This is a genomic window from Coxiella-like endosymbiont (assembly GCF_002871095.1).
In the GTDB taxonomy this organism is placed as follows: Bacteria; Pseudomonadota; Gammaproteobacteria; order Coxiellales; family Coxiellaceae; genus Coxiella.
Map to the genome: position 1 here is coordinate 1 of NZ_NSHJ01000106.1, position 10,287 is coordinate 10,287.

Below are 10,287 nucleotides of genomic sequence, written 5' to 3' on the forward strand. Positions count from 1 at the left end.
GACTGATATCCATAGTATTTAGTTATTGTATTACTCATCATCATAATAAAGATACTTAAAGATCTACATCTAATCACAAATTAATTATTATTTAAATATAAATTACTATCCTACGAAATTAGTAAACTATTTAGAAATTATTATTCTATTCACTTTGGGTTTTTAGTATAGGTTTTTTAGCTTCATCTTGTTTAAATTATTAAAAATGAATGAAAAAAGTGATATTTTTATCAAATCCAAAGATAAGTACATAAAAATAAGTACAAAAATTTAAAAAAATTATTTAAGAAAATAAAATTTTATTAAAAATAAACTTAGAGTAATTATTGAGTATACTGATTATTTAAAAGTAAAAAATTAATTTACTCTGAAAATTAAAAAAACATTTAAAAAATTAGTAAATATTTACTACATAGTGATTACTCTAATCGGTTTTACTCCAATTTATTTAATACTTATATAAAACTTATAAAATCAATAAAACTTATAAAATTAAATGCATCTCATAAACTCATAATGAAGTGAGTCATGCAGTGGAAAAACACTATGTGCCAAAATTTAAATGATAAGGGCAATCGTTTACATAATATGCACGCACCCTCTTCAAAAGAAGAAATTTTCAACAAAGTTTGCATACACATTCTTTCTAGAATCAATCTAAAATTGATCACGACGAAATCAGGTTTCATTCTTAAAATATTATAGGCTATTAATAGGCTATTAATTTTTTAAAAAATTTTGGAAGTTCTTGTCCACTCTTGCAAGTTTTTGTCCACTCAGTTATTATAGTAATGGGAAATTCTAACATGTATTAACACCTCGGTAGCTTGTTTATTAAAATTAAAGTCTTAGCGCGGACCTCACTAAGAAAATGTTAATTACTTATTTTCTCTTAGAGTTTCACCTGATGGATCTTCATTTAATCCTGCACTGGTTCTGGATGAATCATTATCTTATGAATAAATATATTACAAATAAAAAAGAGGAAAAGAGGAATGATCATTATGTTGAAAAAATTTTCAATCGGAACGATAATTATTTTTGCCAGTTTTGCTCTTTATACCAGTGCCTTAGCTGATTCAATGAATTCATTAAGTTTCAATAATGACAATGGTTTCTACGTTCGCGGCGAAGGAGGTTACGGATGGGCTGCTGACTACAAAGCTAAGAAAGTTATTAGCTTTCCAGTCAGTATTGTAACTCCACTAGGTGTACAACCTACGTTAAGCATCAATCACAAGAAAACCCGTGGATTTATGAGTCGTATTAGTGCTGGTTACAATATCAACCAATATTTTGGTATTGAAACCGGTTTTAGCATGTATCATCCAGCTTACCGATCTTTGACTTTCAAAAGTAATCTACCTTTACCTCAAGGAAGCGATATAGGAACTGCCAAAACTTCTTTGTATACTTTTGACTTAATGGGTAAAGTAACCACCTGCTACAATAATTTTTACGCTTTTATAGAAAGCGGTGCTGCTTACGTTCACGCAAAAAATAGTGCTTTAAGAACAAACTTTAGCAATAATTTAATAACTTTCTTGAAAGCAAGTTCTAAAGATTTTGTTCAACCCAAGGTAGGTGCAGATATTGGTTACATCCTCACTTCCAATGTGGCTGTAGATATTTCCTATGCTTGTATTTTTGGAAAAGGTTCTATTAGTAGTCCTAATTATTTACCTAACTTAAAAACCACTATAATTGGCTTAACTTATAAGCTTTAAAGAGGTAAAGAACCACCTTCAGCTAAACAAGGGACTGAAGGACCAGGACCCTTTTCTTATAAAGAAAGATACGATAAGATTCATCAAAATTCTAATAAAACTTATTTCAGGAAATTAAACATGAAGTTTTTATTTTCCCGCACAAGAGTAGTATTTTTTCATGTAATCAGCTTGTCTCTTTCTTTTGGAATAATCACTGCTTGGGCAGGCAACCCAAACAACACAGCTCAACAAAATCTAACTTTAAAAAAAGTTACTACCAATCAAGAAGTACCTAAAACACCTCCATTTTTAGTGCCTCCTCCTCCGAATTTAAACGTAAAAGGGTATGTGTTGATGGACGCTAATTCTGGTGCCATTATCGCCGAAAAAAATATGAATCAGCGGCTTCAGCCTGCAAGCTTAACTAAATTAATGACGCTTTATTTAGCTTTCCAAGCACTTAAAAGTGGACAAATACATTTAAATGATAAAGCGACTGTCAGTATTACTGCATGGCGAACAGGCGGTTCTCGTATGTTCTTAAAAGAGGGCTCAAGTGTACCTATAGATTCTTTGATTCAAGGAATAATTGTTGCTTCCGGTAATGATGCGTGTGTGACCGTAGCCCAGTATATTGCTGGTACAGAAGAAAGCTTTACCGAAATGATGAATCAAACGGCACAACGTCTCGGAATGAAAAGTTCACATTATGTCGATTCCCCAGGATTACCTAATCCCAATCATTACTCCACCGCTTATGATATGGCTGTTTTAACCCGTGCTATTATTAAAGATTTTCCAGAATATTATCATTTTTTTTCTCAAAAATGGTTAACTTACAATAATATTAAACAACCCAATCGTAATCGCCTACTCTGGCATGATAATTCCGTAGATGGTTTAAAAACGGGACATACTAAAGCAGCTGGTTATTGTTTAATTGCATCTACCCAACGGAAAGGAATGCGCTTAATTTCTGTGGTGTTAGGAGCAACTAGTGACAGCGACCGTGCAGACGATTCCGAAGCATTGCTAAATTACGGATTTCGTTTTTATCATACTCAACGACTATTTGAGGTTTATACTCCTATTACTCAGAAACGCATTTGGTTTAGTAAAGAAAAATATGCTTGTTTTGGTTTAGCAAATCCTTTATATGTCACTTTCCCCATAGGGGATAAGAAAAATTTAAAAGCTAGCATACAATTTTTAGAACCACGTTTAGAAGCACCCTTAAATAGGGGTCAATCTTATGGAGTCATTAATATCTCACTTAATAGAAAATTAATCGCTACAGCCCCGTTAATTGCGCTACAAAAATATTCTACAGCGAGTTTATTATCTCAAATATGGGATCATATAACTTTATTTTTTGAAGGGATTTTAAACAAAGAATCATAAAAGAAGACTTAGGATTCTATTATAAAATTTCACTCTGTATTTAGGATCAAAAAAGTGTTAGCTCAGCTAATGAGGAGTTTTAAAAATTATACTTTCTTTAGTGAGCAAACATTTTCCTAAAATAATCAATAGAAAAAGTTACTACAAATCATTAAGTCATAATAGGAATTTTTTTAGTCTTGAAGATATCACGATTTAGACTAAAAACAAAAGAATACTAGATGTTTTATAACAAGGGTTAAGTAGTTCGCCACGTAATCTTATACTTTTATAAGATTTTATAAACAAAAGGAAATTAATCCCCCCACTTTTACTATCACTACAAAAAAAACTCCTGATAAAATATTGAAACCTCATGCATCATGAATAGTTTTTATCTCAAAGGGATTATTTACTTTTCTCGGTAATAACTAATCTAAAATCTACCTCTATATTCCAACATAGAGCTTCTCACTTTTTGCTAACGAACATGATTATGCCCCTACCTAAACTAAATTTCTTACTAAAAGAATTCAGCATGGTTCTAAATTATACAAGACTATTATTCACTGTTGTTACTAATCGCCAATCTCTTTTGAGGTGACCTAGATATACCCCTCTGGTGGCTATCTTCAACTGACAATTACGAACTAAATATACTATAATACTATTCCTAAGCAGGTTAATGTTTACTACAGTTCGATTTCTAAAAGTTTATCCTCTAGAGTTTTGTACCACAATAAAAAAACTACTCATAACTTTTTTCTCAAGAGACGTAGTCATTGCATAGACTTACTTAAGATTAAGAATACAGTCTAAGCCAGCAACAACGTTACTCCCTAATAACCCATTACCAGGAGTTGGTTCCATTCATAAAAGTTTAGGCACTGTTTGTACTCATTGAAAATTCTTTAAAAGAAGATTACATAAATACATTATCTATCAGAGGGGGTTACAAAAAATTTTATGCTGTTATTACCTATACCCTTCGAAGTAATTCGATTAACAAAGGTCTTCCCCTATCTCTTTATTAGTTACTGCTGAAAAGAGCAACGCCAGAGTTCATCATGATTGGGGACAAGTACCGCATGACAAAATACTACATTATAATAGGTATTGACTATTTTCACTAACTAAATGTATACGCTAAAAAACCATATTACTGCCTCATACATTCTTTATTTTTTTAGTTAAAAAGGTCTTAACTTAAGTTACACTTTCTCAGTTAATAGAGCAAGTATTATTTTAATAGAGCAAGTATTATTAGTTTCTCTCAAAATAATACTAGGAGAGCCAGCAAAAATGAAAGAGTAGGTAAAAACAAAGAACTGGCAGAAACTAATCTCTATATTAAATGCTGATGCCAGTGAAAAACAAAGTAACTCATTAAATCACATAAAAACCCAGACTTAAGCAATTAATGCCATTTTACTTTCTGCCTGTATTTTTACTCTCAAGATAAAAGGTCTACTATTTGGTATTTACTTAAAGTTTTATTTTGGTTACACGTAGTTGTCTCAGAGTTTAATCAAGTGCTGATTAAGTGTAAAAAAAAATAATTAGCTTTATAACTAACTTTAAACATAAAGAGCAATATTTTATATATATATTACACAGCAAAAAATATATATTACACAGCAAAAAAGAGCTATAAAAATATTATTTTTAAGGATAGTAACTGATGCTTCTGTTTAAAGCATGTTTAAAACAACATGGCTCTCAAACTTCTAATAAGAGAAGCATTATTAAGCTTGTTAAATAAATAATCTCCTGATTTTTTCAAAGTACCTCTTTTTAGAAAAATACTCAAGTCATCTTCAAAAACTAAATACTTCATTCGCACACCTATGCATGGCTTACTTGGTATTTTGAATATCACACTAGGTTTAAACTTCGCACACTATATCAATACAATACGTACTTATATAACAATACGTACTCGTATAACAAAACTCCTCTACTCAATATCGTCGAATGAATGGGGTAAGAAGTAGCGGACTCTAAATACCATAAGCAAAGGGAATTTTTATTTTTAGTATTAGGTTAGAAAAAGTATCCTAAATGAAGTAGGCTTTAATAAAAATTAGAATACTTTAAATAAAGTAACCCCTTACAAAGGAGTAAAAAGCAACTCTCTCACAAAGGACTAATCTCTAAAATAAAATTGATAATATACATTATCACTATAGATCATAACAACCTACCCCCCAAATAAACTTTACCATACTAGTGTTACGATCCACTTTATAATAGTGCACTAAAAAGTTGGTGGAGTACTGCTCTAATCTACTAACATTAAGTACAATATTTTGTATGTTCTAGCAATAGAAAAGCAAAAGCCTATCTCAAGTAGACTAAAATGGTGTCGGTGTAAGTAGAAAATCTTGTAAATAAACAAGATAACAAGGAAAAAATAATAATGAGAAATTGCTCAATAAAGAAAAGTTTATTTAAATTATTCATTTTAGTGTCTTAATCCTAGTTATTAGATAAATATAAAATTTTAAAAATTCATTATTTAGTGAAAATTAAGGGGGGAATAGAATAGATAATTACTTTTTTGTTTACCAAAATTCTTTTTACAATTTTCATTATTAATCTTTTTTTATTAAAAATTATGGACTACCAAATTTTATTCCAGCTATTCAGATATTGCTTTGTTTTAAGTTTTTAGGCTTGTCAATTAAATTCCTGTCTACTTATTAGTATAGTTAATCATTAAAATTCTTATACTAAAATTTAAATAGAATATTAATTTTTTTAATTAATTAACTGTCGTTATTTATTTTAAAATTTTAAATAACTAATTACCTAATTTATAATGCACAACAATGCACAACCCATTCACTTTTTATGTAAAGGTTGGCTATTTATTTAATCTTTTTATTTAATTTTAATTAAAAAAGTAAATTTACTCCTTCTTTCTCTGGGGTTACACTCAAAAAATCACCCCCCTTAGAGTATCATTCTAATTTAAATGGTATTGTTATAATGATTTATTTTTTCACTGATTCCTAAAAATATTAATTAGGTATTTTTATCTTAGATATTTCAAATATGGGAAAACCTTGGTTCACTTGGCTTATTCGTCTTTGGAAGTACTCCCTTACGTTGATGATCTAGGATAATCTAGTTTTTTCACCTTATCCTAAGTAAAATACTATCATCATGGATGTTCTCATTCGTCAGTTCAATCAAATAATACCTTATCAACTCGTTTGGAAAGCTATGCGAAGATTTACTGCTCAACGAGAGCCTACTACCACGGATGAAATTTGGATATTAGAACATTTGCCTATTTTTACCCAAGGATTAGCGGCTAATCCAAAACATATCCTTAATACTCATGAGATTCCGCTTATCCAATGCGACCGGGGCGGAGAAGTCACTTACCATGGACCTGGGCAGCTTATAGTATATCTGTTGCTTGATCTTAATCGTCTTAACCTTAAAACTAGATCCTTTGTACGTGCTATTGAAAATAGCGTCATTGACTATTTAAAAGAATTAGGAATCATCGGAAAAGGCAAGGAAGAAGCACCTGGGGTATATGTCGGAGAAGCAAAAATAGCATCCATCGGTCTTCGCATTCGCAAAGGATGGAGCTACCATGGATTAGCATTTAATGTAGCAATGGATTTAACCCCTTTTACTTATATTAATCCTTGTGGATTCAAAGGATTAATGATGACACAAATCTGTGATTATCTAAGTAATATTAATTTGACTATAGTTCGCCAAGGAATCATTCCACCTCTTCTAAAGAATTTCGGATATAATCAATCTCTCATCAAAACAGAAAATAGTCTGGAGTATTTAACCGATGTCTCACTATGATCCAACTCAAAAAACCTTCGGAAAAGAAAAATTATCACGTATTCCCATTAAAATCGAGTCTATTGATACTCCTCCGCTACCTAAACCCGATTGGATTCGGATTCATTTATCTAGCAACAACAAAGTTACTCAATTAAAAAAATTATTTCGAAAAAATCGGCTAGTGACAGTCTGTGAAGAGGCTTCTTGTCCCAATTTAAATGAATGCTTTGGTCAGGGTACCGCAACCTTCATGATTATGGGTGACAAATGTACTCGTCGTTGTAGTTTTTGTGATGTGGGCCATGGACGTCCCGATCCTCTTGATTCTGAAGAACCCATCAATTTAGCTAACACCGTAAATCTTATGGCTTTAAAATATGTGGTTATCACGTCAGTGGACCGGGATGATCTACGAGATGGAGGGGCTTTGCATTATGTCCAATGTATTAAAGCCGTACGCAAAAAAAACCCAACAATTAAAATTGAAATTTTAGTTCCTGATTTTCGTGGACGAATGGAAAAAGCTTTGGATATTCTTGCACAAGGGCTACCAGATATTTTTAATCACAATATTGAAACAGTTTCTCGATTATATAAGAAAGCTCGAGCTGGAGCGGACTATCAATGGTCCTTAACTTTATTACAGCAATTTAAAAAGCGCTTTCCTGAAATTCCTACTAAATCAGGCATGATGTTGGGACTAGGAGAAACACGTGAAGAAATAGAAGTAGTGATGCAAGATTTACGCAAACACGATGTGGACCTATTAACACTTGGGCAATATTTACAGCCTACCCGTTATCACATGCGTGTCGATCGCTATGTTACTCCTCAAGAATTTCATGAATTAAGCAAACTTGCAAAAAGTTTAGGATTTATGAATGTCGCCAGTGGTCCTTTAGTCCGCTCTTCGTACCATGCTGATTTACAGGCAAAAGGAGATTTAATTTTATAAATTTTCTCATTTCTTAAATGAAAGATAAGAAATAATCGAATGATTGAACATTACCTGGTGCACATTAATTATTACCTGCAGGTTCATACCTATAGGGGGATCTTATTTGCTTTTCTTATATCACTCGCTGAATCTTTACCTGTGGTTGGAACGATTATACCTGGTTCTATCACTATGTCGATTCTTGGTATTTTGGTGGGTCGAGGAATGATTTCGTTAGATGCCACTTTACTTATAGCATCGATAGGTGCGTTAGCAGGGGATACCATTGGTTTTTTTGTAGGAAAACATTATAATGAACGCCTTCGTCTAATCTGGCCTTTCAAACGATATCCTCAATGGTTAATGCTTGGAGAAGTCTTTTTCAGAAAACACGGTGGTAAAAGTATTGTAATTGGCCGTTTTGTAGGTCCAGTAAGAAGTTCCGTTCCATTAATTGCAGGCCTCTTAAAAGTGAGCTGGCCACGTTTTTTTCTTGCAGCTATTCCTTCAGCAATACTTTGGGCAATTAGTTATTTACTAGCTGGAGTATTTATCGGTACCGTCTCCTTGAAATTACCCCAACATCTAACTACTACGTTTATATTAACAGGATTACTTATTATCGTTTTACTTTGGTTACTTTTTTGGAGTATCCAACGTTTTTTTAGTTACTTAACTTCCACGGTTAATAAGGCGATTAACTATTTGTGGCAATGGTTATATCTTCACCATTCTTCACTATTTTTATTACGACTTATTACTAACCGTAAAATTCCTACCGATCATCATCAATTCACTATGCTACTCTTAGCATCGCTAAATTTTTGTTGTTTTTTCGTATTAACTATTATTGTCAATGTGCTAGGGCCTATAACTAATTTTAATCAACCTTTATTTTATTTCTTAGAAAGTTTACGATTTCCAAATGCTGATAAATTTTTTACAATCATAACAATTTTAGGTGATCCTAAAGTATTAATTAGTATTGTTTTAATTTTCATCATCGCCCTTCTGATTAAAAAACTTTGGCGCCCTGCCTTACATTTAACAGCCCTTACCCTAATAGCAGGTTGTTTTACTTTTTTTTTAAAAAAAATAATTTATTCACCCCGGCCTACCGGATTTTTAGTTTTTGATCATTCCTCTTCTTTTCCCAGTGGCCACATGGGACTTAGCCTTCCTGTCCTTGGTTTTATTGCCTTCTTAACTTCTCAGCAGATGCCTAAAAAATGGAACTCAATTCCTTACATCCTTGCAAGCATTTTAATTATTTTAATAGGATATTCCCGTTTATATTTAGGCGCACACTGGTTAGAAGATACTTTAGCGAGTCTTTTTCTCGGATTTTCAATTTTATTCAGTGTTATAATTTCATATCGACGCTATCCTCCTAAAACCTTTGGTAATTTAAAATGGTTAATTTTTTTAATTGTTGGTATTACCTTTCCTTGGGCTAGCTTTATCAAAGCTAAATACCAAACCCTTATGCACTGTTATACACCCATATTCTCTATCCAAGAAACAACTATTGAAGATTGGTGGCAAAATCCTTCACGATATATTCCTATGTTCCGACTTAACCGATTTGGACATCCTACTCAAGCATTCAACGTTCAGTGGATGGACGGATTAAATACTATCGAACAAACATTAGAGCAGCATGGGTGGAAAATTTTTAATAGTAAAAGTGATTTCCAAACTGCTTTAGGACTTTTTACAAATTACAAACCCGAACGCCATTTACCATTATTTCCTGGGCTTTACCGAAACAAACCACCAGTTTTATTTATGATTAAACATCTTCCGAATGCAACTACTATTGTTGAACTTCAATTATGGGAATCGGGCCTGCGCTTTGAGAATTCTCCCTTGACTCTCTGGGTAGGGTCAATTAATTATTATCTAGCACCTAAACATTTAATTACTCTACATCAACCTCATGAGATTAGCGGTTTGAATAGTGGAGGAATTACTCAACTTATTCCAGCTTTATCTGATTATCAATGGAGAAAACTACAGATTTTTTCACCTGACAAATCCAAAAAAATTTACCCTCTCTCAAACTGGGATGGAACTTTGCTCCTTATTCGATCTTAAAAGAAAGGAATATATCCTTTCTTGTTATAACAATTAATAAAAAATTTTTTTCAGGCTCAGTTACATTTTTTTACTATAGTCTCATTACTTAAAAAATAAAATATCTCCACAGCAAGAGAAAGTCAATCCCAAAATAACAACCTGGACGAGTTTAACAAGGAGAACCTGTTGACAATCTAATTCCCCAAAATACACAATTATAAAGCTAATCTTTTAAAAAAAGTAATCTTAAATTCTCCCCTCCTAATAAGAGCTTACAAAGTGATAGGTGTTTTTTTAAACGTCATATTTTACCATATGAGGCATGATCGTTCTCATATCTTTATATTTCTCATATCTTTATAT

5 protein-coding genes are annotated in these 10,287 nt (G+C 32.1%); all 5 read left to right on the forward strand.

Translation table 11 applies throughout. The features are described 5' to 3' along the window. Nucleotides 1–1,004: 1,004 nt before the first annotated feature. Nucleotides 1,005–1,727: an outer membrane beta-barrel protein gene (locus CLERM_RS02325; RefSeq protein WP_157939808.1), complete on the forward strand. Its 723-nt coding sequence runs from the start codon at nt 1,005–1,007 to the stop codon at nt 1,725–1,727. 120 nt (nt 1,728–1,847) lie between these two features. Further along, nucleotides 1,848–3,110 carry a D-alanyl-D-alanine carboxypeptidase family protein gene (locus CLERM_RS02330; protein WP_102156992.1) on the forward strand — a complete coding sequence of 421 codons (1,263 nt, stop codon included), beginning with the start codon at nt 1,848–1,850 and terminating at the stop codon, nt 3,108–3,110. Nucleotides 3,111–6,254: 3,144 nt separating this feature from the next. Then, nucleotides 6,255–6,926, forward strand: coding sequence for a lipoyl(octanoyl) transferase LipB (gene lipB / locus CLERM_RS02335; RefSeq protein WP_201797243.1), 672 nt, complete (start codon nt 6,255–6,257; stop codon nt 6,924–6,926). Then, complete coding sequence (lipA, locus tag CLERM_RS02340; RefSeq protein WP_102156994.1) at nt 6,913–7,863, forward strand: lipoyl synthase; 951 nt, start codon at nt 6,913–6,915, stop codon at nt 7,861–7,863. Before lipB ends, lipA begins: the two co-directional genes overlap by 14 nt. 39 nt (nt 7,864–7,902) lie before the next feature. Continuing rightward, on the forward strand, nt 7,903–9,942 hold the full coding sequence (locus CLERM_RS02345) for a bifunctional DedA family/phosphatase PAP2 family protein (RefSeq protein ID WP_102156995.1): 2,040 nt from the start codon (nt 7,903–7,905) through the stop codon (nt 9,940–9,942). Nucleotides 9,943–10,287 lie beyond the last annotated feature (345 nt).

Coding starts and splice junctions, on each gene's coding strand:
- CLERM_RS02325 (WP_157939808.1), top strand. CDS start 1,005: ATGTTGAAAAAATTTTCAATCGGAACGATAATTATTTTTGCCAGTTTT.
- CLERM_RS02330 (WP_102156992.1), top strand. CDS start 1,848: ATGAAGTTTTTATTTTCCCGCACAAGAGTAGTATTTTTTCATGTAATC.
- lipA (WP_102156994.1), top strand. CDS start 6,913: ATGTCTCACTATGATCCAACTCAAAAAACCTTCGGAAAAGAAAAATTA.
- CLERM_RS02345 (WP_102156995.1), top strand. CDS start 7,903: ATGATTGAACATTACCTGGTGCACATTAATTATTACCTGCAGGTTCAT.